The 21,696-nt window shown below is 66.2% G+C and carries 21 protein-coding genes; 9 read left to right on the top strand and 12 right to left on the bottom strand.

From position 1 onward, the window contains the following. Positions 1 to 10: 10 nt before the first annotated feature. Positions 11 to 1,174: an HD-GYP domain-containing protein gene (locus ACODTJ_RS22285; RefSeq protein ID WP_454656438.1), complete on the bottom strand. Its 1,164-nt coding sequence runs from the start codon at positions 1,172 to 1,174 to the stop codon at positions 11 to 13. A 229-nt stretch (positions 1,175 to 1,403) separates the two neighbouring features. Between ACODTJ_RS22285 and map the strand changes: the two genes are divergently transcribed. The 8 genes from map to ACODTJ_RS22245 all read left to right on the top strand — a co-directional run bounded on the left by map (position 1,404) and on the right by ACODTJ_RS22245 (position 10,059). Next, entirely contained in the window at positions 1,404 to 2,225 is an 822-nt protein-coding gene (gene map, locus ACODTJ_RS22280) for a type I methionyl aminopeptidase (protein ID WP_454656437.1), read from the top strand. Then, entirely contained in the window at positions 2,222 to 2,965 is a 744-nt protein-coding gene (gene radC, locus ACODTJ_RS22275; RefSeq protein ID WP_454656436.1) for a RadC family protein, read from the top strand. Before map ends, radC begins: the two co-directional genes overlap by 4 nt. Then, the gene (locus ACODTJ_RS22270; RefSeq protein ID WP_454656435.1) at positions 2,965 to 3,333 is read left to right on the top strand and encodes a DUF488 domain-containing protein; all 369 of its coding nucleotides are present in this window, start codon (positions 2,965 to 2,967) and stop codon (positions 3,331 to 3,333) included. Before radC ends, ACODTJ_RS22270 begins: the two co-directional genes overlap by 1 nt. 207 nt (positions 3,334 to 3,540) lie before the next feature. Further along, complete coding sequence (locus ACODTJ_RS22265) at positions 3,541 to 4,956, top strand: circularly permuted type 2 ATP-grasp protein (RefSeq protein ID WP_454656434.1); 1,416 nt, start codon at positions 3,541 to 3,543, stop codon at positions 4,954 to 4,956. A 70-nt stretch (positions 4,957 to 5,026) separates the two neighbouring features. Further along, positions 5,027 to 5,968: an alpha-E domain-containing protein gene (locus tag ACODTJ_RS22260; protein WP_454656433.1), complete on the top strand. Its 942-nt coding sequence runs from the start codon at positions 5,027 to 5,029 to the stop codon at positions 5,966 to 5,968. 54 nt (positions 5,969 to 6,022) lie between these two features. Next, complete coding sequence (locus tag ACODTJ_RS22255) at positions 6,023 to 6,850, top strand: transglutaminase family protein (RefSeq protein WP_454656432.1); 828 nt, start codon at positions 6,023 to 6,025, stop codon at positions 6,848 to 6,850. 147 nt (positions 6,851 to 6,997) lie between these two features. After that, on the top strand, positions 6,998 to 7,747 hold the full coding sequence (locus tag ACODTJ_RS22250) for a proteasome-type protease (RefSeq protein WP_454656431.1): 750 nt from the start codon (positions 6,998 to 7,000) through the stop codon (positions 7,745 to 7,747). Positions 7,748 to 7,830: 83 nt separating this feature from the next. Continuing rightward, entirely contained in the window at positions 7,831 to 10,059 is a 2,229-nt protein-coding gene (locus tag ACODTJ_RS22245) for a putative bifunctional diguanylate cyclase/phosphodiesterase (RefSeq protein ID WP_488850081.1), read from the top strand. A gap of 30 nt (positions 10,060 to 10,089) precedes the next feature. Here the strand turns inward: ACODTJ_RS22245 and ACODTJ_RS22240 are convergent, their stop codons facing one another. Both ACODTJ_RS22240 and ACODTJ_RS22235 read right to left on the bottom strand, forming a co-directional pair. Further along, on the bottom strand, positions 10,090 to 10,677 hold the full coding sequence (locus ACODTJ_RS22240; RefSeq protein WP_454656429.1) for an exopolysaccharide biosynthesis protein: 588 nt from the start codon (positions 10,675 to 10,677) through the stop codon (positions 10,090 to 10,092). A 131-nt stretch (positions 10,678 to 10,808) separates the two neighbouring features. Beyond that, positions 10,809 to 11,078 carry an usg protein gene (locus tag ACODTJ_RS22235; protein WP_454656428.1) on the bottom strand — a complete coding sequence of 90 codons (270 nt, stop codon included), beginning with the start codon at positions 11,076 to 11,078 and terminating at the stop codon, positions 10,809 to 10,811. Positions 11,079 to 11,237: 159 nt separating this feature from the next. On the opposite strand from ACODTJ_RS22235, the gene bcsS reads away from it, so the two are divergent. Then, positions 11,238 to 11,969: a cellulose biosynthesis protein BcsS gene (gene bcsS, locus ACODTJ_RS22230; RefSeq protein WP_454656427.1), complete on the top strand. Its 732-nt coding sequence runs from the start codon at positions 11,238 to 11,240 to the stop codon at positions 11,967 to 11,969. A gap of 239 nt (positions 11,970 to 12,208) precedes the next feature. Here bcsS and ACODTJ_RS22225 read toward each other — a convergent pair whose 3' ends face one another. The 9 genes from ACODTJ_RS22225 to ACODTJ_RS22185 form a co-directional block, all read right to left on the bottom strand. Further along, on the bottom strand, positions 12,209 to 13,810 hold the full coding sequence (locus ACODTJ_RS22225) for an NTP transferase domain-containing protein (RefSeq protein ID WP_488850078.1): 1,602 nt from the start codon (positions 13,808 to 13,810) through the stop codon (positions 12,209 to 12,211). A 9-nt stretch (positions 13,811 to 13,819) separates the two neighbouring features. After that, positions 13,820 to 14,512 (bottom strand): XdhC family protein, encoded by a 693-nt coding sequence (locus tag ACODTJ_RS22220; RefSeq protein ID WP_454656425.1) that lies wholly within the window; start codon positions 14,510 to 14,512, stop codon positions 13,820 to 13,822. Between the two features lie 3 nt (positions 14,513 to 14,515). Continuing rightward, entirely contained in the window at positions 14,516 to 15,145 is a 630-nt protein-coding gene (locus ACODTJ_RS22215; RefSeq protein WP_454656424.1) for a LysE family translocator, read from the bottom strand. Position 15,146: 1 nt separating this feature from the next. Beyond that, on the bottom strand, positions 15,147 to 15,470 hold the full coding sequence (locus ACODTJ_RS22210; protein WP_454656423.1) for an XdhC family protein: 324 nt from the start codon (positions 15,468 to 15,470) through the stop codon (positions 15,147 to 15,149). Positions 15,471 to 15,613: 143 nt separating this feature from the next. Continuing rightward, a complete protein-coding gene (locus ACODTJ_RS22205) occupies positions 15,614 to 16,813 on the bottom strand; it encodes a vWA domain-containing protein (RefSeq protein WP_454656422.1) in 1,200 nt (399 codons plus the stop codon). After that, on the bottom strand, positions 16,810 to 17,190 hold the full coding sequence (locus ACODTJ_RS22200; RefSeq protein WP_454656421.1) for a nuclear transport factor 2 family protein: 381 nt from the start codon (positions 17,188 to 17,190) through the stop codon (positions 16,810 to 16,812). Before ACODTJ_RS22200 ends, ACODTJ_RS22205 begins: the two co-directional genes overlap by 4 nt. Positions 17,191 to 17,223: 33 nt before the next feature. Next, positions 17,224 to 18,138: an AAA family ATPase gene (locus ACODTJ_RS22195; RefSeq protein ID WP_454656420.1), complete on the bottom strand. Its 915-nt coding sequence runs from the start codon at positions 18,136 to 18,138 to the stop codon at positions 17,224 to 17,226. A gap of 236 nt (positions 18,139 to 18,374) precedes the next feature. After that, complete coding sequence (locus ACODTJ_RS22190; protein ID WP_454656419.1) at positions 18,375 to 19,178, bottom strand: FAD binding domain-containing protein; 804 nt, start codon at positions 19,176 to 19,178, stop codon at positions 18,375 to 18,377. A gap of 137 nt (positions 19,179 to 19,315) precedes the next feature. Further along, positions 19,316 to 21,679 carry a xanthine dehydrogenase family protein molybdopterin-binding subunit gene (locus ACODTJ_RS22185; RefSeq protein ID WP_454656418.1) on the bottom strand — a complete coding sequence of 788 codons (2,364 nt, stop codon included), beginning with the start codon at positions 21,677 to 21,679 and terminating at the stop codon, positions 19,316 to 19,318. Between the last annotated feature and the right edge of the window lie 17 nt (positions 21,680 to 21,696).

Raw genomic sequence — 21,696 nt, 5'->3', positions numbered from 1 at the left:
GGTTGCGACCTCACTGCCCGTCGGCGAAGCGGGCGTGGATCTCGCCGAAACGGGGAGCGATCTCCAGGAAGACATCGACGAGCCGGGGGTCGAACTGCCGGCCGCGCTCGCTCATCACCACGGCGACGGCCTCGTCATGCGTCATCGCTTCCTTGTAGACCCGCTTCGTGACGAGCGCGTCGTAGACATCGGCGATCGCCATCAGCCGCCCTGAGAGCGGGATGTTCTCGCCTGCGAGCCCTTGCGGATAGCCTGCCCCATCCCAGCGCTCGTGATGGGTATGGGCGATCTCCTTGGCGAGCCTCAGGAAGGAGCTGGAACCACCGAGATGGCGCTCGGCATCGGCGATGGCAATGCGCCCGAGCTCGGCATGGGTCTGCATCGTCGCCCGCTCATCGTCGTCGAGCCGGCCGGGCTTCAGCAGGATGCTGTCGGGGATGCCCACCTTGCCGATATCGTGCAGCGGCGCCGATTTGAACAGCAGATCGAGCGTGGCGTCGTCGAGCTCCCCGGCGAAGAGCCCGCGCTCGCGGGCGCCCTCGGCCAGTACCCGCAGATAGTGCTGGGTACGCCGGACATGGTTGGCCGTCTCGTTGTCGCGCGTCTCCGCCAGAGAAGCCATGGCCAGGATGATGGCCTGTTTCGCTCGCTCCGCCTCTTCCAGCGCCGCCGAAAGCGAGTTCACCAATGCGATGTTGGTCATCGCAACCGCCGCGCTGTTGGCGATCCGCCTCAACGCCCGGACCACCTCGGGCGATGGCCGATGGCGATGTGCCCAATAGGCACCGATCGCGGCAACGGGATCATCCTGACGAACCGGCACCATAACGAGGCTGCGCACGAAGGTCGGGCGATAGGCCTCTTGGGGAATCCGCTCGTCCTGGTCGATATCCTCGATGACGACGACCTCGCCATGCTGCATCGCCCAGCCGGAAATGCAGGTATCCATCGGGAAACGCTGGCCCTTCCAGAGCGGCGCAATGGCATCCTCATCGGCATAGTAGCAGCGGCCGTTGTCGCGCAGGATGAAGCTGATGCCATCCGCACCAATGAGCCCGCGCGCGTTGCGGCGCACGACCTCCATGACCTCGTCGATGCCGCGCGCCATCGCAAGATCGAGCGACAACTGGTCGAGCGCGCTGAGCGTTGGGTCGGAAACGTCGGCGGGAAGCAAAGAGACAGACGCTTTCATGTGTCCAAGGGGAAGCTGTCCGGGCAGACGAAAGGTTCGGGCGGCAAGTTGCCTCAAAAAAGCGACAAGTCCCCTAACGTCAGCACAACAATCGCCCGCGCATCACCGACCCTGCGGCAGCGCAGGCATCGCCCCTGCCCGGGACGCGGCAACCGGCTTGCGTGCGCCGCCAAACGCAATAGATAAGAGGGCGAGGAGTTTTCCGCGCGCAATGACATTCGAAGACACCATCGGCCGCTCGCGTTCGCGCGAGCCCGCCATCAAGATTCATGGCCCCGAGGCCTTCGCGGCCATGCACAAGGCCGGCCGGCTGACGGCCACGGGGCTCGACATGCTCGGCTCCTACGTCAAGCCCGGCGTTACGACGCAGCGCCTCGACGATCTCGCCTTCCAGTTCGCCATGGATAACGGCGCCTATCCGGCGACGCTGTTCTATCGCGGCTACACCAAGTCGATCTGCACCTCGATCAACCATGTCGTCTGTCACGGCATTCCCGACGACAAGCCGCTGCGCGAGGGCGATATCCTCAATATCGACTACACGCTGATCGTCGACGGCTGGCATGGCGATTCCAGCCGCATGTACGGCGTCGGCGAAATCTCGCGAAAGGCCGAGCGCCTGATCGAGATCACCTATGAGAGCCTCCAGCGCGGCATCAAGGCCGTGCGGGCCGGCGCCACCACCGGCGATATCGGCTTCGCCATCCAGCGCTATGCGGAAGGCGAGCGCTGCTCGGTCGTCCGCGATTTCTGCGGCCACGGCATCGGCCAGCTCTTCCACGATGCGCCGAACATCCTGCATTACGGCAGCCCCGGCGAGGGCGTGCTGCTCAAGCCCGGCATGGTCTTCACCATCGAGCCGATGATCAACCTCGGCAAGCCGGGCGTGAAGGTGCTCTCCGACGGCTGGACCGCGGTGACTCGCGACCGCTTGCTCTCGGCGCAGTTCGAGCACCAGATCGGCGTCACCGAGACGGGCTGCGAGATCTTCACGCTGTCGCCCGCCGGCCTCGGCAATCCGCTCGCGAAATGAGCGTCGGCATCGGCAAGGGAGCAGGTAAGGGACCGCGCAAAGCGCCCTCGCCCGCTGCCCCTGCCGATACGCCGCATTACCACGGCCACCGCGAACGCCTGCGCGCCCGCTTCCAGGAAGCCGGTGCCGAGACGCTACCGGACTACGAATTCCTGGAGCTGCTGCTTTTCCGCTCGATTCCACGGCGGGACGTCAAGCCGCTGGCCAAGGAGCTGATCCAGCGCTTCGGCTCCTTCGCCGAAGTGCTCGGCGCGCCGGTTGCGCGCCTGGCAGAGGTCGATGGCGTCAGCGAAACCGTCGCGCTCGACCTCAAGATCGTCGAGGCGGCGCTGAAGCGCATGGCCAAGGGCGCCGTCGGCAAGCGGCCCGTCCTCTCCTCCTGGTCCTCCGTGCTCGACTATTGCCGTATGGCGATGGCCTTCGCCGAACGCGAGCAGTTCCGCATCCTCTTCCTCGACAAGAAGAACATCCTCATCGTAGACGAGGTCCAGCAGACCGGCACGGTCGATCACACCCCGGTCTATCCGCGCGAGGTGATGCGGCGAGCGCTCGAACTCTCGGCCTCCGCGATCATCCTGGTGCACAACCACCCCTCCGGCGACCCGACGCCCTCGGGCGCCGACATGCGGATGACGCGCGAGCTGGTCGATATCGCCAAGCCCCTGGGGATCGCCATCCACGACCACATCATCGTCGGCCGCGACGGCCATGCCAGTTTCCGCAGCCTCGGACTGATCTGATGACGCAACTCACGGTGAAGCGCGTCTACGATCCACCTGCCCCCGGCGACGGCACCCGCATCCTCGTCGACCGGCTCTGGCCGCGCGGCGTCTCGAAGGACCGGATCGATCTCTGGCTCAGGGATCTCGCGCCCAGCGATGCGCTCCGCCACGAGTTCCATGGCAATCCCGACCGCTGGGACGAGTTCTGCGCCGCCTATGCGACCGAGCTCGGCAGCCCGCCGGCGCAGGCGGCGCTTGCGACGCTCGACGCCGAGCGCAGGAAGGGCCCGGTCGTCCTGCTCTACGCAGCGAAGGACGAGCATCGGAACAACGCGGAAGCCCTGCGCCTCTGGCTGGACGGCCGCGCGAATTCGGTCCAAGAATAGCCTAGGCATGGCCGCCCGGCGCGGCACGACGAAGGAACAGCCGCTTCATGCGGGCTGGCTCAGCTTTGCCAAGATCAACTCAAGTAAACTGTACCTGATCAATACTGCCCATGAAAAAGGCAGACCTGATCAATTGCGCGGCTATTCTCCCTCTTCCCGAACGCCAGCGAATGCGCATAGGCTGGCTTCAACGGGGAAGAGGGCTGCATGGTTGCATTCGATGAGATGACCGGTTCGGGAGCCGAGCTGAGGCCGGCCTATGAGGCTCTCGATCGCTGGCTGAAGGAAGCCCCGCCCGAGATGCTGGCGCTCAGGCGCAGCCAGGCGGAACTGTTCTTCCGCCGCATCGGCATCACCTTCGCGGTCTATGGCGACGAGGAATCGACCGAGCGCCTGATCCCCTTCGACATCATCCCGCGTGTGCTGACCAAGCCGGAATGGACGAAGCTGGAAGCCGGCCTGCGCCAGCGCGTCACCGCCCTCAACATGTTCCTGGCCGATGTCTACGGCCCCAAGGAATGCCTGAAGGCCGGCATCATTCCGCCCGATCTGGTCTATCGCAACGCCTGCTACCAGCTCGAAATGGTCGACTTCAAGGTCCCGCACGACATCTATTGCCACATCGCCGGCATCGATGTGGTGCGCGTCGACGCCGATACGTTCTACGTCTTGGAGGACAACGCCCGCACCCCGTCCGGCGTCTCCTACATGATGGAGAACCGCGAGGTGATGCTCAGGCTCTTCCCGGAGCTCTTCGCCACACATCGCGTCGCGCCGGTCGATAATTATCCCGACCAGTTGCTGGCGACCTTGCGCTCGGTCGCGCCGCGCAGCGCCTCCTCCGATCCGACGATCTGCCTGCTGACACCCGGCCAGTACAATTCAGCCTTCTACGAGCACTCCTTCCTCGCCGACAAGCTCGGCGTCGAGCTGGTCGAGGGCTCGGACCTGCTGGTCAAGGACGACGTCGTCTATATGCGCACGACCCAGGGGCCGAAGCGCGTCGACGTGATCTACCGGCGCATCGACGACGACTTCATCGACCCCCTCGCCTTCCGCAGCGATTCCGTGCTCGGCGTCCCCGGCATCATCGGCGCCTACAAGGCAGGCAACGTCACGCTGGCCAACGCCGTCGGCACCGGCGTCGCCGACGACAAGGCGGTCTACAGCTACATGCCGGAGATCGTGAAGTTCTTCACCGGCGAGGAGCCGATCCTGAAGAATGTCCCGACCTATCGCTGCCGCGAGCCCGAGGCCAATGCCTATGTGCTCGACAACCTGGAGAAGCTCGTCGTCAAGGAGGTGAACGGCTCGGGCGGCTACGGCATGCTCGTCGGCCCGCACGCCAACAAGGCCCAGATCGAGACCTTCCGGCGCAAGCTCAAGGCGCAACCCGAGGGCTTCATCGCCCAGCCGACGCTGGCGCTCTCGACCTGCCCGACCTTCGTCGCCTCCGGCGTCGCGCCGCGCCATGTCGACCTGCGGCCCTATGTGCTTTCGGGCGCCAACGGCATCTCCTGCGTGCCGGGCGGCCTGACGCGTGTCGCGCTCAAGGAAGGCTCGCTCGTCGTCAATTCCAGCCAGGGCGGCGGCACGAAGGACACCTGGGTGCTCGACGCATGACAGTCTCGGCCGCCTCCTTGCCAGCCCTCCCGAAACAGCCTGCCATCCCGCGGAAAGGCGCACGCTGACCATGCTTTCGCGTACCGCAGACAGCCTCTACTGGGTTTCCCGCTATGTCGAGCGGGCCGAATATCTCGCCCGCATCCTCGACGCGACGACGCGCCTCACCAATCTGCCGACGACCTATGGCGGCGCAGGCACGGAATGGCAGAGCGCGGTCCTCACCGCCGGCTGCGAGGAGGCCTTCGCCAAGGCCTATGGCGAGGCGAACGAACGCAATGTCTGCGATTTCCTGACCTTCAGCCCGGACAATCCCTCCTCCATCCGCAACTGCCTCGCCCAGGCTCGCTCGAATGCGCGCGCGGTGCGTACCGCGCTGACCTCGGAGATGTGGGACGCGCTGAACGGCGCCTGGCTGGAGCTGCAGCGCTTCGAGAAGAAGCGCATGGACCGCGAGGAGTTCGCCCGCTTCCTCGACTGGGTGAAGAACGTCTCGCTGGTCTTCGACGGCTCGGCCTACCGGACCATGCTGCGCGACGACAGCTACTGGTTCTCGCGGCTCGGCGTCTATCTCGAACGCGCCGACAACACCGCCCGCATCCTCGACGTGAAATACCATGTCCTGCTGCCAGCCGATGAGCAGGTCGGCGGCTCGCTGGACTATTTCCAGTGGACCACGGTGCTGCGCGAGGTTTCGGCGCTGACGGCTTATCACTGGGTCTATCGCGAGGCGGTGAAGCCGATCCTCGTCGCCGATCTCCTGGTGCTGAACCGGCGCATGCCGCGCTCGCTCGCCGCCTGCTATGAGAATATCTCGCGCTTCCTCGACTCGCTCGGCGACGCCTATGGCCGCCAGGGGCCAGCGCAGCGCCAGGCGCGCAAGACGCTGGCCAGTCTCAGCAATACGCAGATCGACGACGTCTTCGTGCACGGGCTGCACGAGTTCATCGAGGAGTTCATCACCGAGAACAACCGCCTCGGCAACACGATCTTCGAGCAGTATCTGCAATGAGCCGCTCGCCTATCTTCGCCGCGCGACTGCCGTAACCCTGCCCCGGACTGGATCATGCGGATCAGGATCTCCCACACGATCGGCTACGACTATGCCGAGCCGGCACGCCATATCACGCAGATCCTGCGGCTGACGCCGCGCGACCATGACGGCCAGCATGTCATGTCATGGCGCATCGAACCGAATGTCGACGGGCGGCTACGGGCCTCGCAGGATGCCCATGGCAATATCGTGCACTCATTCTACGCCGACGGGCCGATCTCCTCGCTCGCCATTCGCATCGACGGGCTGATCGAGACGATCGATCTCGCCGGCGCCGTCCGCGGCGGCCTGGAGCGCGTGCCCTGCGAGGTCTATTGCCGCGACACGCTCCTCACCGAGCAGGATGAAGCCCTGCGCAGCTTCGCCGACGAGGTCACCGCCGGCGCCGGCACGCCGCTCTCGCGGATGCACGCGCTGATGAACGCCGTCAGCGATCGCATCGATTGCGTCGAGGCCAGCGGCCGCGCGGGTGTCGGCGCTGTCGCAGCCTTTGCGGCACGCGAGGCGATCGCGCAGGACGTCGCCCATGTCTTCATGGCCTGCGTCCGGCATCTGGGCCTGCCGGCCCGCTATGTCTCGGGCTATGTCGCGCAGTCCGACAGCCTGCCGCATGGCAACGGCGCCCATGCCTGGGCCGAAGTCCATCTCGACGATTATGGCTGGATCGGTTTCGACTGCGCCAATGCGCTATGTCCGATCGACACGCATGTCCGCGTTGCCATAGGGCTCGACTACGCGGATGCAGCACCGGTCCGCGGCTCGCGCCAGGGTGGTGAGGGCGAGAACCTCAATGTCCTGGTCAGCGCCCGCGAAGCCGAAGCCCGCTTCGCCAATCAATAGCCGCCCCGCCCGGTGAACGTGGCCCGGAGCATTTTCGAGCGAGGTGGACATCGGTTCGCGGGGAAAAGATGCAATAGACAGGAAGATGAAGCTGTTGGGTGATTCGAAGAATTGCTGAATGGCTCTTGAAGACAGGGACTGAGACCCGTGACCTATTGCGCCGGAATCCTCGTGCAGGACGGGCTCGTCATGATCGCCGACACCCGCACCAATGCCGGGCTCGACGACATCTCGACCTTTCGCAAGCTCCATGTCTTCAACTGGCCGGGCGACCGCAATTTCGGCCTGATGACCGCCGGCAATCTCTCGATCACCCAGTCGGTGGTGAGCTTCCTGCACGAAGGGCTGCCGAATCCCGATACCGGCGAGATGGACACGCTGCAGAACGCCGGCTCGATGTTCAGGGCGGCCCAGCTCGTCGGCCGCTGCATCCGCCATGTTCGCGACATCGACGGCCCGGCGCTGGAGGATGCCGGCGTCAAATTCGAGATCGGCATGCTGTTCGGCGGCCAGATCAAGGGGCAGCCGATGCGCCTCTTCATGGTCTACAGCGCCGGCAACTTCATCGAATGCGGCATCGACTCCCCGTTCCTGCAGATCGGCGAGCATAAGTACGGCAAGCCGATCCTCGACCGCGCCGTCACCTACAAGACTCATCTCTACGATGCCTTGAAGGTCGGACTGATTTCGATGGATTCGACCATGCGCTCGAATCTCGGGGTCGGCCTACCGATCGATCTCCTCGTCATCCGGCGCGACGCCGACGATTTCGAACTCAATCGCCGGATCGAGGCCGGCGAGCCCTATTTCCACGATTTGCGCGAGCGCTGGTCAGCGGCGCTCAGGGCCGCACATATGGCTATTCCGCGCCCACCCTATGCGCCTTCAGGGACTTGACTGCCTGAAAACCCGTGGCAGGCAACGGGATGTCAATAATTCAGGCATTAAGTCGCAGCACGAAGACTACCCCTGGACGCATAATGCCCGCATTCAATGCCGCGAAGATGACGAATGCGGGCTCCTCCGCTCGCATGTTCGCGAGCACTGTGGTGACTCTGGGCTGCGCCTTCCTGCTGCTCATGGCCGCCGGGATCGGCGTTGTGGTTGCGATCACCCGCGAAGCCAACCGTCTCGAGGCGCAGCGCCAGGGCGAGCGCATCGAAGCCGCCGTCAGCGCCCAGATCAAGTTGAGCGAGTTGAGGCTGGAACGGCTCATCAGCGCCGGCGACCTGTCTGAAACCTTGCAGCAACCCGGATCGGCCGCCACCCTGCAGGCCGCGCTCCAGCGCCTGAGCAGGCAGCTGATGGATTTCGACGGCGCCTATATCAGCGGAACCGGCGAAACCGTGCTGGCATGGGTCGAAAACTCGACCACAACGGACCACCTGAAGCACGAGAGTCCGCATCGCATCGAGGCGCTGCAGCGTGGCGTTAAGAGTTCTTTCGCCCCCGTCATCGGCGATGACGCTGCGCCCCGGTTCGGCGCAGCCCGCTCGACCATCACCACGGATGGCGACGAAGCCCTGATGCTGACGGTGATCGACCTGTCGCGCATCGCCACGTTCAGCTCCGAAAACGGCTCGGCGCCGCTATCCTTCGTCGCCTACCGGCACCTGTCGAGCGCCCTGCTCTCCGATCTGGCCGAGCGCAACCGCGTCACCGATATCCGGCTGGTAACGACGCCGCCTGCCGAGCCGCTGTCGAAGCTGGGCCTGCGCGCCGCCGACGGCAAGATCGGCGCCTGGCTGACCTGGTCTCCCGCGCGCCCCGGCGACGTCATGCTGCGCCGTTTCCTCTGGGCTCTCATCGCGGTTGCCGTACTGTTTTCCGCGATCTTCGTCTTCGTCGTCCAGCGCCTGCGCGCCTCGGCCGAGCAGATCGAGCTGCGCGAGCGCCAGATCCAGCGCCTCGCAGGCCAGGACGAACTCTCGCTGCTGCCGAACCGCCGCAGCTTCGACCTGACGCTCGACCAGACGCTCGCCCATATCCAGGACGACGACGGCCCGAGCCTTGCCGTGCTGCTGATCGACCTCGACCGCTTCAAGGCCGTCAACGACACCTATGGCCACACCGCCGGCGACGAACTCATCCGCCAGGTCGCGGTCCGCCTCTCCGCTGCCGTGCATGTCGGCGACACCGTCGCCCGACTGGGCGGCGACGAGTTCGGCATCATCCAGACCCATTCCGCGACGCCAGCCGGCTGCGCTGCGCTCGGCGAGCGCATCCTCGCCAGCCTCACCGAGCCGTTCACCATCACCGGCGCCGAGGTCACGATCGGTTCCTCGATCGGCATCGCCATGGCGCCGCGCGATGGCACCAGCCGCGAAGCCCTGCTGAAGCTCGCGGATACCGCGCTCTACGAGGCCAAGAACAGCGGCCGCAACCGCTATGCCTTCTTCGAATCGCAGATGAACCGCTCGATGCAGCTGAAGCGCATGGTCGAGGACGACCTGCGCCACGCCATCGACAACGACCAGTTGATGCTGCACTACCAGCCTCAGGTCTCCGTCGACGGATCGACCATCGTCGGCGTCGAGGCGCTGGTGCGCTGGCAGCATCCGGCCCATGGCATGATCCCGCCCTCGGACTTCATCGCCATCGCCGAGGAACGCGGCCTGATCGTACCGCTGAGCGAATGGGTGCTTCGCCGCGCCTGCACCGAGGCCAGGCGCTGGAAGGGCATCCGCCTCGCGGTCAACGTCTCGCCAATCCAGTTCCGCCACAAGGATTTCGTCGCCAACGTCATCCGCACCATCGAGGAAACGGATTTCGATCCGGCCCAGCTCGAGCTCGAACTGACCGAAGGCGTTCTGATCGAGGATGCCGATGCGGCGGAAGCCGCCATGATGGACATCCGGGCCCATGGCGTCGGCCTCGCGCTCGACGATTTCGGAACCGGCTATTCGAGCCTGATCTATCTGCGACGCTTTGCCTTCGACAAGATCAAGATCGACCGCTCTTTCCTCGAATACATGGAATCAACAGGCGAATCCGCGATCCTCGTCCATTCGATGGCCCATCTCGGCCGCGCTCTTTGCCTGCGGGTCTGCGCCGAGGGCGTCGAGACCGCCGAGCAGCACCGCTTCCTGCAGGCGATCGGTTGCCACGAATTGCAGGGCTTCCTGTTCTCCAAGGCCGTGCCCGCGAGCGAGATCGACCGCCTGCTTCGCCTGGACAATCCCTTCGCCGAAATCCTCGCCGCCGCCTGACGACCCACGAGCCGGACGGGCGGCAGACCTTCAGAAGAACAGCTCGTGGATGCCGCTGAAGATCGCGTAGGCGAAGCCCGCGCTGAGCAGCAGGCCGACAGCGCCGACCGCGGCGCCGATGATGATCAGCACCCCGTCCCGCTCGACGAGGCCGAGCCCGACAAGGCAGACCGCAAGTCCGAGCGGGATCTGGCCGATGAAGGGCGCGGCGACGATCAGGCCGAGCGCCAGGACCAGGATCACGAGCCCCAGCACCGGGATCGCCCAGGCGCCGCCCAGCAAGGTCAGGCGCGGCTGCGAGAAACGTTCCAGCCAGGTGAGCGCCGGCAGCGCTCTCGCCACCGCCCGGTTGAGCTCGGGCTTGCCGATGCTGCGCTTGAGCAGCGCCTGCGGTAGCCATGGCATCCGCCGCCCGGTCAGCATCTGCACGGCGACGAAGGCGAGCACCAGGCCACAGACCAGCGGGATCGGAGGCGGCATCGGCAGGCAGTTCGGCAGGCCGAGCAGCACGACGAGCAGCGCATAGGCCCGGTCCTGCAGCGCGGCGACAATCGTGCTGACGGCGATACGCTCTCCGGGCAGACCCGCCAGCGCCGTCAGAAGTCCGGATGTACGCAAGGGAGATGACAAGGGAGAAGGCCGTGCCGAAGCGGAGACGCCCGCCTAGCACGCTCCGGCGTCCGCCAACAAGCGAGCCGGACGCAGGCTTTCAATGCCCGTGGCTCAGGACCGGCGCACTCTCGAAGCGCTCAATGCAGCGTCAGCACGCCGTTCACAGTGCGGATTTCCGCCGGCCTGATCAGGCGTGAATGGGCAACCGTGACGGAGTGGAGCGGCCCGTCCAGTTCCCGCTTCCAGAACGCCAGGAAGTCCTGGAGGATGGGAAAGCGAGGTGCCAGGTCGTACTGCTGCCAGATATAGGTCTGGAGGACGCTGAGATGATCCGGCATCCGATAGAGGATCGTCGCCGTGGTCAGCCCATAGCCTTCGAGTTGCCGTATGAAATCGGTCGAAACCATCGCCACCTCCCCTCCGTTACGGACTGAAAGCTTTGCCGGACAGATCGAGCCTGCTCCCGCCTGGTTAACAAAGGCTTGCCAGCCTACTGACAAACTGCTGCAATCCTGAGGCAGGTTGCCGGAGAGGCAGCGTGCGCAGCGGCGGGCGTGGGGGCGTGCGTGGCGTACCGGGTGGGCAAGGCCGGACTGGCCGGGCTGGCGATGAGCTTCGCCGCCGCCCCGATCTGCACCGCCGGCGCCGAGGAGAACGAGCCCGAACGCACCCCGCTCTCGATGGTCATCTTCGGCTCCATGGAAGCCGGGCCGACAAAGAGCTTCCTCTCGGTCGGCATGAAGCGCGCGCTGGGCGGAAGCCTGACCGGCAGCGGCTTCCGCCTCTTCGTGAAGGCCGGCGGCTCGCAGGAAGAGACCCGTCGCCGCAAACCGCACGGCGTCACCTACAAGAGCGAAACCCAGGCTCTGCTTGGCTATGAATGGCGTGTCGGGAGCAGCTTTCTCGCGCTTTACGCCGGCTCGGATGTCGAAAGCGAACAGCGGGTCGAGGCTTTCGGCCCTTCCTTCATCGCCACCCGCTACGGGGCCAGGGTACAGGCTGACCTCTGGATCGTTCCGACGCCGGGGATGATCGTCCAGGCCAACGCCTATCTATCGACAGTCAACGGGCGCCTCTGGGCGCGCGTCGCGCCGGGCTGGCAGGTGCCGGCCGGTTTCCATGTCGGACCGGAATTCGAGGCCTATCGCGAACGCGACTATCGCAAACTGCGCCTCGGCCTGCACCTCACCGGCCTGCGCTTCCTCGGGTTGGAATGGCGCCTGTCCGGCGGTCTCCAGTCGACGAGCAATCGACCCTCCGAATATTACGGCACGCTCGGACTGCACTGGCAGCGCTGAGAGCGGGGAGAACGACCTAGTCGTTTCCGACCTGCGCCACACTTGTCATTCCGGGGCTTCGCGGAGCGAAGAACCCGGAACCCACGACCGGACGAAACGCCTGCAAGAGGCTCGGAATGTCTCACCCAGTCGTGGGTTCCGGGTTCGCGCCTCCGGCGCACCCCGGAATGACAAGGGCGCGGTGCAGAACAGCTGAGACTGAACATCAGCAGCCCGGAACGAAGGTTTCGCCCCCGCCCTCAACCGCGCAAGGCCTTCAAAGCCTCCGGCGTGTCGACATCGATGGCGATGGCGGGATCCTCGAAGGGTACATCGACGACACGTTCCCCCGCTTCGTCGAGCAGCCGCCGCGCGCCCCGATCGCCGCTCAAGAGTGAAACGGCCGGGAAGATCGCGCGCGCGAGCAGCACCGGATTGCCGCGCTGGCCGAACAGGGTCGGCACGGCCGCCAGCGCCTCGGGCCGCGCGCGATGCGCATCCGTCAGGCGTTCGATCACCGAAGGCGTGACATTCGGCATGTCGCCGAGCGAGATCACGGCCGCTGCGGCCCCTGGCGGCAGCGCCGCCACGCCGGCCTTGAGCGACCCGGCCAGCCCGGATGCGTAGTCGGGATTATGCACGAGCTGTACCGGCAGCTCCGACAGCACCGCTTCGACCTCCGCGCGCTGGTGGCCGGTCACGACGATAACGGGATTGAGCCCCGCTTCGAGCTGCGCCTCCACCGCATGGCGCAGGATCGGCTTACCGCGCAGAGGCTGGAGCAGCTTGTTCTCCGCGCCCATCCGCGTCGATTGTCCCGCCGCCAGCACGATCCCCGCCAGCGGGCCACCCTCTGCGGAACCCGGAGCACGCGGCTGCGGGCGCGAGACGATCTCCATCAGCAACCCGCCGACACCCATCTTCTGGACATCGCTGCGTCCGACGGGGACACCTGCGAGATGGCGCTGCAGCACCCAGTCGAAGCTGTTTTCCTTGGGCGAGCGCGCGCAGCCCGGCGCGCCGATCACCGGCTTTCCGGCAATGCGGCCGAGCATCAGCAGGTTGCCGGGATCGACCGGCATGCCGAGATACTCGACCTCGCCGCCGGCCTCGACCAGCGCCTGCGGGATCACGTCGCGTCGGTCGGTGATGGCGGAGGCGCCGAAGACGACGATGATATCCGCCGCCCCGGCCGCCTGCTCGGCGATCGCCACGGCCAGGGGCTCGGCCGCATGAGGCACGCGCTTGTCCGCCGCCAGCACGGCCTCTGCCGGCTCCAGCCGATCGCGCATGATGCGCAGGGTCTTGTCGACGACGCTCGGCTTCAGCCCCGGCAGCAGCGTCGAAATCACCGCGACATTGGAGGGGCGGTAGGCCGCGACCGAGACGGGCGGCGTGTTGCCGAGCGCGTCGAGCGCCTGCTCCACCATCGCCTGCGGCACGGCATAGGGGATGATCTTCACGGTGGCGACGAGTTCGCCTGCGACGACGGCCTTCAGTGCCGGCAGGGTCGCGACCGTGATCGCCTCGTCCACTGCATTGAAGGCATCGATCGCCGCGACGTCGATGCGCAGCACGCCCGCCTGGGTCGCAAACATGTTGACCCGCCCGGTAAAGGGCAGCTCCGCCGCAATCGCATCGCCGACCATCCGCTCGGCCAGTCGCGCCGCCGCGGCGTTCTCATCGATATCCCCGGGCTCCAGCCGAACCGCGACGATCTCTGCGATCCCGGCCTCGGCTAGCTTTGCCGCCAGTTCCGCGGTGACGGTCGCGCCCTTCTTCACGATGGTCGCGTCGGCACGGATGGTATGTGCCGCGATGCTGCCAACGGCATCGGCGATGGCGATTGGTCCGAATTTCATCGCCTCGCCTCAGGCCGGCTTGCGGCGCGGGCCGCGCAGCGTCTGGACGATCTCGGCCAGGATCGCGAGCGCGATCTCAGCCGGCGAGACCGCGCCGATATCGAGCCCGATCGGTGCATGGATGCGCGCCGTCGCCGTCTCGTCGAAGCCGGCTTCCGCCAATCGCTCCAGTCTCCGGCCATGGGTCTTCCGGCTACCCAGAGCACCGACATAGAAGCAGTCCGAGCGCAGCGCCGCGACGAGGCCGGGATCGTCGATCTTCGGATCATGGGTCAGCGCGACGAAGGCGGTGTAGGCATCGAGCCCGATCCGGCCGATCGCTTCCTCCGGCCATTCGGCGAGCAACGTCACCCCTGGAAAACGCTCGGGCGTGGCGAAGGCGCTGCGCGGATCGATCACAATCAGATCGAGATCGAGCACCTTCGCCATCGGCGCCATCGCCTGCGAGATATGAACCGCACCGGTCACCACCACGCGCGGATGCGGCGCCTGCACGGTCAGGAAATAGGATGTGCCCTCCGCCTCGACCATGCCGCTCTTGCCGGAGCGCAATTGCCGCTCCAGCAGCTCCGCCAGCGGATCGCCGCCGATCGCCGCCTGCTTCACCAGGCGCTGCGTGCCCGTAGCGAGATCGCTCACCAGCACGGCAGCACGGCGCGCCTGCCGCTCTTCATTGAGCGCAGCGAGGGTCGAAAGCTCCACCGCTCAACCCCTGTCCGTCGCGAGCTTCAGGCCGAGCGCGATCATTAGCGAGCCACCGATCCAGCGCCCGAAGGCGAAGCTCGCCTTGGTCTTTTTCATCGCACCGACGACGAGCGAGGCACCGAAGACCGTCACGAGATCGGCCGAGGAGAAGGCGAAATTCACGATCGTACCGAGGATCAGGAACTGCACCCAGACCGGCAGCGCAGCGGCCGGATCGACGAACTGCGGCAGCAGAGCGATGAAGAACAGCGCGACCTTGGGGTTCAGGATCTCGACGATGAAGGAATCGAGCAGCGCGCGCTTCACCGTCTTGGGCGGCGCGACCGGCTGGTCGGGCGAGCCCATGCGCGAGCGGATCATGCCGATGCCGATCCAGATCAGGTAGAGCGCGCCCGCGATCTTCACGGCCATGTAGAGTTCAGGCACATGCTTGAACACGGCCGACAGCCCGAAGGCCGCGGCGAAGACATGCAGGTAGCAGCCGAGATGGATGCCGAGCATCGCCATCAGTCCGGCCTTGCGACCATGGCTGATCGTCTGGGCGGCGGTGTAGAGCAGCGCCGGCCCCGGAAAATAGGCGACGAGGATGGTCACCGTCGCGAAGGCGACAAGGGTTTCCCAGGAGGCCATCTCAGTTCACCTTCTCGACATAGACCTTGATGCGCCCGCCGCAGGAAAGCCCGACCTGCCAGGCCGTCTCGTCCGCGACGCCGAATTCCAGCATCCGCGCCTTGCCGTCGGAGATGACATCGGCGGCTTCCGCCACCACGGCGCCCTCGACGCAGCCGCCAGAGACAGAGCCGAGGAAATTCCCCTCGCCGTCGATGACGAGATGCGAGCCGACCGGGCGCGGCGCCGAGCCCCAGGTCTCGACCACGGTCGCGATGGCGACGCCGCGTCCGCTGCGCGCCCAATCCTCGGCAGCGCGCAGGATGTCGGTTTCGGTGCTGATCATGGTCGGCGTCCTATCTCAGCCCTCATCCTGAGGAGCCGCGCAGCGGCGTCTCGAAGGATGTTCTAGCGAACTCTGGAACATCCTTCGAGACGCGATCTACGATCGCTCCTCAGGATGAGGGCTCGCGAGCAAAACATCATGCCTCAACCCGCCCGTTTCAACCACAGGCGCGGATCGCTCTCCCGCCCTGCATCCAGCGACAACGCGGCGCAGAGATCGGCCATCGCCGCAAGGTTGTGAATCGGCCGGAACGAGTCGACATGGGGCAGCATCGCCCGGATGCCGCTCGCCCGCGCCGCGAAGGCGTCATAACGCAAGAGCGGGTTCAGCCAGACGAGCTGCCGGCAGGAGCGGTGCAGCCGGTCCATCTCGAAGCCGAGGCTGTCGTCGAGATGCCGCTCCAGCCCATCGGTGAAGAGCAGCACGATCGCTCCGCCCGCCAGCACGCGCCGCGACCAGACCCGGTTGAAATCATGCAGCGCCGTCGCGATGCGCGTGCCGCCCTCCCAGTCCGGTGCGGCCTTTCCGGCGAGCGCCAGCGCCTCGTCAGGGTCGCGCGCCCGCAGCATCCGCGTGACATTGGTCAGGCGCGTGCCGAAGACGAAAGAATGCACGCGCCGGCGCTTCTCGGTCAGCGCATGCAGGAAATGCAGGAAGATGCGCGAATACTCCGCCATCGAGCCGGAGATATCGACCAGTGCCACGACCGGCGGATGGACCTCGCGCCGCTCGCGGAAGGCGAGGTCGATCGAGCCGCCCCCGCCGCGCAGCGACTGCCGGAAGGTCCGGCGCGGATCGATGCGCGTGCCGCGATGCGCCGGCCGGAAGCGGCGCGTCACGATGCTGTCGTCGGGCAATCTCAGCTCAGCGATCAACTGCTTGGCGCGTGCGATCTCGGCTGCGCTCATCTGGGCGAAATCGCGCGATTTTAGCATCTCGCGGTCGGAGACGGTCAGCCGCGCCGTCAACTCGATCAGCTCCTTCGGCGGCTCGTCATCCCGCGGCGGCGGCGCGAAGGCCTCTGCGACGCGCAGCGCCCCGGCCTCAGCCTTCTCCCGCTGGCTGTCGGCGCGCGGCGAGACCGGCGACATCTGCGCCATGATCTTCTCGATCAGGTTGCGCCGACGCCAGAACAGTCGGAAGGCCTGATCGTAGAGAGGTGAGTCCTCATGCTTCTTCACGAAGATCGCGTGCAGCGCCCAATAGACATCGTCGCGCCCGCCGAGCGCTCCGCCTTCCAGCGCCGCGATCGCCTCGACCACGGCGCCCGGCCCGACCGGCAGCCCCGCCGCGCGCAGGGCACGGGCGAAATAGGCGACGTTCTCGGCGAGCTTCCCGCTCACGCGCCCTGCGTCTCCGTCATGAACACTTTCTGGACGATCTGCCAGCGGCTCTCGATCTTCAGGAGCGAGAGCAGGTCGGTGAAATAGCGCGGCGGCATCTGGCACTTCACCTTGACCAGCGCCAGCGTCGGCCCGACGAGATCGATGGTCAGGATGTGGTCGTCGCGCTGCATCCCGGCCGCCTGCGGTGCCGGCCGGTTGCGCACAGCATCGAGCCAGGCATCGCGCTGGACGATCTGGATCGCGCCGTCGTCGCGCGCCGTGGTCAGCGCGCTGGTCGGATGGAAGACATGCGCGAGCTTCTCGGCATCGCCCTCATAGAGCCCGTCGAGATAGGTCCGGACCGTCGCCTCGACGGCCTTGATGTCGGCGTTCATGGCATCGCCCTCTTACTTGGTAGCGCGGGGAGCCTAGCGCCCCGCTTCCGCCTTGGCCCGATCCAGAAGCTCCTTCACCTGCGAGCCCTGCATCGCCTGGATATCGTCCTGATACTTCAGCAGCGCCCCCAGCGTATCCGAAACGATGGCCGGATCGAGCGCGACGGCGTCGAGCTCGACCAGAGCGGTCGCCCAGTCCAGCGTCTCGGCGACGCCCGGCGCCTTGAACAATTCCTCCTTGCGGATCGCCTGCACGAAGGCGACGAGCTGCTTCGAGAGCTTGGCGGGGGCATCCGGCACCTTCGCCTTCAGGATCGCGAGCTCGCGCGCCGCATCGGGATAACCGACCCAGTGGTAGAGGCAGCGGCGCTTCAGCGCGTCGTGGATCTCGCGGGTGCGGTTCGAGGTCAGGATCACGATCGGCGGCTCGGCCGCCCGGATCGTGCCGAGCTCGGGGATCGTCACCTGCGCATCGGCCAGCACCTCGAGCAGGAAGGCCTCGAACGCCTCGTCGGTACGGTCGAGCTCGTCGATCAGCAGGATCGGCGCCCCGCCCTCCTGCGGCTCCAGCGCCTGCAGGAGAGGCCGCTTCACCAGATATTTCTCGGAGAAGATGTCGCCTTCCAGCCGCTCGCGATCGCCGGCCGCGCCACCGGCCTCGGCCAGCCGGATCGCCATCATCTGCCCGGCATAGTTCCATTCGTAGACGGCGGAGGCGAGATCGAGCCCCTCGTAGCACTGCAACCGGATCAGCCGGCGGCCCAGCCCTGCCGCCAGAACCTTGGCGATCTCGGTCTTGCCGGTGCCGGCCTCGCCTTCCAGCAAGAGCGGCCGCTTCATCCTTAGCGCCAGGAACAGCACCGTCGCGAGCGCGCGGTCGGCGACATAGCCTTGGCCCTGCAGGAGCGCGAGCGTGGCGTCGATGGAGGAAGGCAGAGGGCTGGACATCAAGACACACGTCATGCCCGGGCCTGACCCGGGCATCTCTCGGGAATGAGCGATGAGCTAGGCGCGGAAGAGGTCAAAGGGTCAAGTCGACGAAACGCCGGTCCGCTTTGCGCCCCTTTCCATGTCATGGTCGGGCTTGTCCCCACCATCCACGTCTTGATCGATGCCATGCGGTGTTCAAGACGTGGATGCTCGCCACAAGGGCGAGCATGACGGTCTGGGCGGCAGCGCTTCGCCTACTTCCCCGTCGCCTGCGCCACGGCCTGCTTGGCCATCACGCCGATGAGATGAGCGCGATACTCGGCATCGGCATGGATATCGCCGTTGATGCCCTTGGCGGTGTGCTTCAGCCCGTCCAGCGATTTCGGCGCAAAGCGCGCCTTCAGCGCGGCCTCGGCTTCCGGCCAGCGGAAGACGCCGCCCTCGCCCGCCCCGGTCACCGTGACGCGGATCTCGCTGCCGCGCTTAGCGACGAAGACACCGACCATGGCATAGCGCGAAGCCGGGTTGCGGAACTTGGCATAACCCGCCTTCGAGACCAGCGGGAACGAGACCTTGGTGATGATCTCGCCCTCGTCCAGCGCCGTCTCGTAGAGCCCGGTGAAGAACTCCTCCGCCGTCAGCTTGCGCTTGTTGGTGACAACGGTGGCGCCGAGCGCCAGCAGAGCCGCAGGATAATCCGCCGCCGGGTCGTTATTGGCGACCGAGCCGCCGATCGTGCCGCGATGGCGCACATGCGGATCGCCGATGCTGCCGGCCAGGAAGGCCAGCGCAGGGATCGCCTCCTGCACCTCGGCCGAGGATGCGACCTCGGCATGGGTCGTCATCGCGCCGATGACGAGGTTGCGACCCTTGCGGCTGATGCCTTTGAGATCGGGGCAGGCGCCGAGATCGACTAGCGCGGTCGGCGAGGCAAGCCGCTGCTTCATCGTCGGCAGCAGGGTGTGGCCGCCAGCCAGCAGCTTGGCATCTTCCTTCTTGGCGAGAAGCGTCGCCGCCTGCCGGGCGCTGGTGGGCTTGTGATAGGTGAAAGCGTACATGGATATGATCCCTTGCTGAAATCCGCCTCGTCATCCCGGCCGGAGCGAAGCGGAGAGCCGGGATCCATGCCGGAACGGTTCAGGCATGGATCCCGGATCGGCGCTGCTTCGCAGCTTGTCCGGGATGACCGCGAGAGTTACTCCGCAGCCATCCGGTTCACGCTCTTCTGCGCCGCGCGCCACACCGCCTGGGGCGTCGCCGGCATCGCGATGTCCTCGTGGCCGAGCGCGTCGGTGATGGCGTTGATCACGGCGGGGGGCGAGGCGATGGCCCCGGCCTCGCCGCAGCCCTTGATGCCGAGCGGGTTCGACGGGCACGGCGTCACGGTCATACCGACATCGAAGGATGGCAGGTCGTCGGCGCGCGGCATGGTGTAATCCATGAAGCTCGCCGTCACGAGCTGGCCGTCGGCATTGTAGCGCGCGCCTTCCAGCAGCGCCTGCCCCACGCCCTGCGCGATGCCGCCATGGACCTGCCCCTCGACGATCATCGGGTTGATGACATTGCCGAAATCGTCGACGGCGGCCCAGCGCTCGATCTTCGTGACGCCAGTCTGCGGATCGATCTCGACCTCGCAGATATGGACGCCGGCCGGGAAGGTGAAATTGGTCGGATCGTAGAACGCGCCCTCCTTCAGCCCCGGCTCCAGCTCCTGCCCGTTGAACTTGTGCGCGACATAGGCCTGCAGCGCGCAGGAGCCGAAATCGAGCTTGCGATCGGTGCCCTTCACCGAGAAATGCCCGTCCGCGAAATCGATATCGGCCTCGTCGGCCTCCAGCACATGGGCAGCGACCTTCTTGCCCTTGGCGATCACCTTGTCGATGGCCTTGAAGATCGCAGACATGCCGACCGCGCCGGAGCGCGAGCCATAGGTGCCCATGCCCATCTGCACCTTGTCGGTGTCACCATGGATGATCGAGACATTGTCGATGGGTATGCCGAGCCGGTCGCTGACGAGCTGCGCGAAGGTCGTCTCGTGGCCCTGGCCGTGGCTGTGCGAGCCGGTGAGAACCTCGACAGTCCCGACCGGATTGACCCGGACCTCGGCCGATTCCCACAAGCCGACGCCGGCGCCGAGCGAGCCGACTGCGGCGGACGGCGCGATGCCGCAGGCCTCGATATAGGAGGAGAAGCCGATGCCGCGCAGCTTGCCGGCGCGTGCCGAGTCGCGCTTGCGCTTGCCGAGCCCCTTGTAGTCGATCATCTCCAGCGCCTTCTTCATGGAGGCGCCGTAATTGCCGGCATCGTACATCATGATGACCGGCGTCTGGTGCGGGAACTTCTTGATGTAGTTCAGCATTCGGAACTTGGCCGGGTCCTTGCCGAGCTGGCGCGCCGTGACCTCGACCAGGCGCTCGACCACGAAGGTGGCCTCCGGCCGCCCGGCGCCGCGATAGGCATCGACCGGAGCGGTGTTGGTATAGACCGCGTCGACCTCGCAATAGATCGCCGGGATATCGTACTGGCCGGACAGCAGCGGCGCGTAGAGATAGGTCGGCACCGAGGACGAGAAGGTCGAGAGATAGGCCCCGAGATTGGCGGTCGTCTTCACCCGCATACCCAGGATCTTGCCCTCGGCATCGGTCGCAAGCTCGGCATGGGTGACGTGGTCGCGGCCATGTGCGTCGGAGAGGAAGGCCTCGGTCCGATCCGCCGTCCACTTCACCGGCCGTCCGACCTTCTTGGCCGCCCAGACGCAGACCGTCTCCTCGGCATAGATGAAGATCTTGGAGCCGAAGCCGCCGCCGACATCCGGCGCGATCACGCGCAGCTTGTTCTCGGGCGCGATGCCGATGAAGGCCGAGAGCACCAGCCGCGCCACATGCGGGTTCTGGCTGGTGGTGTAGAGCGTGAAGATGCCATCGCCGGCGTCGTAGTCGCCGACGGCAGCCCGGGGCTCCATCGCGTTCGGCACGAGCCGGTTGTTGACGAGGTCGAGCTTCGTGACGTGCTTGGCCGCCTTGAAAGCCTTCTCGGTCGCGTCCTTGTCGCCGAGATGCCAGTTGAACACGCTGTTGTCGGGCGCCTCGTCATGGACCACGGTCTTGGCGCCGATGGCCTTGGCGGTGTCGACCACCGCCGGCAGCTCCTGATAGTCAACCGCGATCGCCTCGGCCGCGTCGCGCGCCTGCGCCAGCGTCTCCGCCACCACGACCGCGACATGGTCGCCGACATAGCGCACCTTGCCTTGCGCCAGCGCCGGGTGCGGGCCGGCACGCATCGGCGAACCGTCCTTGTTGTGGATCATCCAGCCGCAGATCAGCCCGCCGATCTTGTCGGTGGCGAGATCAGCACCGGTGAAGATGCCGAGCACGCCCGGCATGCCGGCGGCGGCCTTGGTGTCGATCGCTTTGATCTTCGCATGCGCATGCGGCGAGCGCAGGAAATAGGCATGGGCCTGGCCCGGCCGGTTGACGTCGTCGGTATAGCGGCCCTGGCCGGTGATGAAACGGTGATCTTCCTTGCGGCGGACTGCGGCGCCGATTCCGGTGGCGGACATGGTGTTCCCTCCTCGCA

The sequence above is a fragment of the Allobosea sp. FG18 genome (assembly GCF_057809495.1).
Note: the sequence above shows the minus strand (reverse complement) of the source record. Positions and strands in the feature narration are given on the sequence as shown.

Bases quoted from the DNA above. Each gene is read 5' to 3' on its own strand.
- map (WP_454656437.1), top strand. From the start codon at position 1,404: ATGACATTCGAAGACACCATCGGCCGCTCGCGTTCGCGCGAGCCCGCC.
- radC (WP_454656436.1), top strand. From the start codon at position 2,222: ATGAGCGTCGGCATCGGCAAGGGAGCAGGTAAGGGACCGCGCAAAGCG.
- ACODTJ_RS22270 (WP_454656435.1), top strand. From the start codon at position 2,965: ATGACGCAACTCACGGTGAAGCGCGTCTACGATCCACCTGCCCCCGGC.
- ACODTJ_RS22265 (WP_454656434.1), top strand. From the start codon at position 3,541: ATGGTTGCATTCGATGAGATGACCGGTTCGGGAGCCGAGCTGAGGCCG.
- ACODTJ_RS22260 (WP_454656433.1), top strand. From the start codon at position 5,027: ATGCTTTCGCGTACCGCAGACAGCCTCTACTGGGTTTCCCGCTATGTC.
- ACODTJ_RS22255 (WP_454656432.1), top strand. From the start codon at position 6,023: ATGCGGATCAGGATCTCCCACACGATCGGCTACGACTATGCCGAGCCG.
- ACODTJ_RS22245 (WP_488850081.1), top strand. From the start codon at position 7,831: ATGCCCGCATTCAATGCCGCGAAGATGACGAATGCGGGCTCCTCCGCT.
- ACODTJ_RS22235 (WP_454656428.1), bottom strand. From the start codon at position 11,078: ATGGTTTCGACCGATTTCATACGGCAACTCGAAGGCTATGGGCTGACC.
- ACODTJ_RS22225 (WP_488850078.1), bottom strand. From the start codon at position 13,810: ATGAAATTCGGACCAATCGCCATCGCCGATGCCGTTGGCAGCATCGCG.
- ACODTJ_RS22215 (WP_454656424.1), bottom strand. From the start codon at position 15,145: ATGGCCTCCTGGGAAACCCTTGTCGCCTTCGCGACGGTGACCATCCTC.
- ACODTJ_RS22210 (WP_454656423.1), bottom strand. From the start codon at position 15,470: ATGATCAGCACCGAAACCGACATCCTGCGCGCTGCCGAGGATTGGGCG.
- ACODTJ_RS22200 (WP_454656421.1), bottom strand. From the start codon at position 17,190: ATGAACGCCGACATCAAGGCCGTCGAGGCGACGGTCCGGACCTATCTC.
- ACODTJ_RS22195 (WP_454656420.1), bottom strand. From the start codon at position 18,138: ATGTCCAGCCCTCTGCCTTCCTCCATCGACGCCACGCTCGCGCTCCTG.
- ACODTJ_RS22190 (WP_454656419.1), bottom strand. From the start codon at position 19,178: ATGTACGCTTTCACCTATCACAAGCCCACCAGCGCCCGGCAGGCGGCG.
- ACODTJ_RS22185 (WP_454656418.1), bottom strand. From the start codon at position 21,679: ATGTCCGCCACCGGAATCGGCGCCGCAGTCCGCCGCAAGGAAGATCAC.